Origin of the sequence: Streptomyces sp. MMG1533 (assembly GCF_001279775.1) — a bacterium.
Taxonomy (GTDB): Bacteria; Actinomycetota; Actinomycetes; order Streptomycetales; family Streptomycetaceae; genus Streptomyces.
Map to the genome: position 1 here is coordinate 1 of NZ_LGDG01000169.1, position 310 is coordinate 310.

1 pseudogene is annotated in these 310 nt (G+C 75.5%); it reads left to right on the forward strand.

From position 1 onward, the window contains the following. Nucleotide 1: 1 nt before the first annotated feature. A pseudogene (locus ADK57_RS18250) lies at nt 2-310 on the forward strand (IS200/IS605 family accessory protein TnpB-related protein); the annotation flags it as partial.

Consider the following 310-nt stretch of genomic DNA (forward strand, 5'->3'; position numbering starts at 1 on the left):
TGTGCGGGACCGGCTGCGGGTGTCGCAGGCGGACGCGTCCGTACTGGCCGAGGTCGGCGTCTTCCTTGGCTCGCTGGCGGCGGGTGATCTCGCGGAGCGCTTCCGGCAGGGCCTGGCGCATGATGCGGCCGGGTGGGCGGTGCGCAAGCGGGAGCTGACTGGGAGGTCGTCGGCGCGCTGGGCGGGCAGCATCACCAAGGCCACCCACGATCAGTGGGCGCTGGCCCGGCGCGGACAGGTGGCCCATCTGGGCTGGCTGCGCGGGCAGATCGCGTCGATCGAGGCGCGGCTGGCCCGGCCGCTGGGCGCG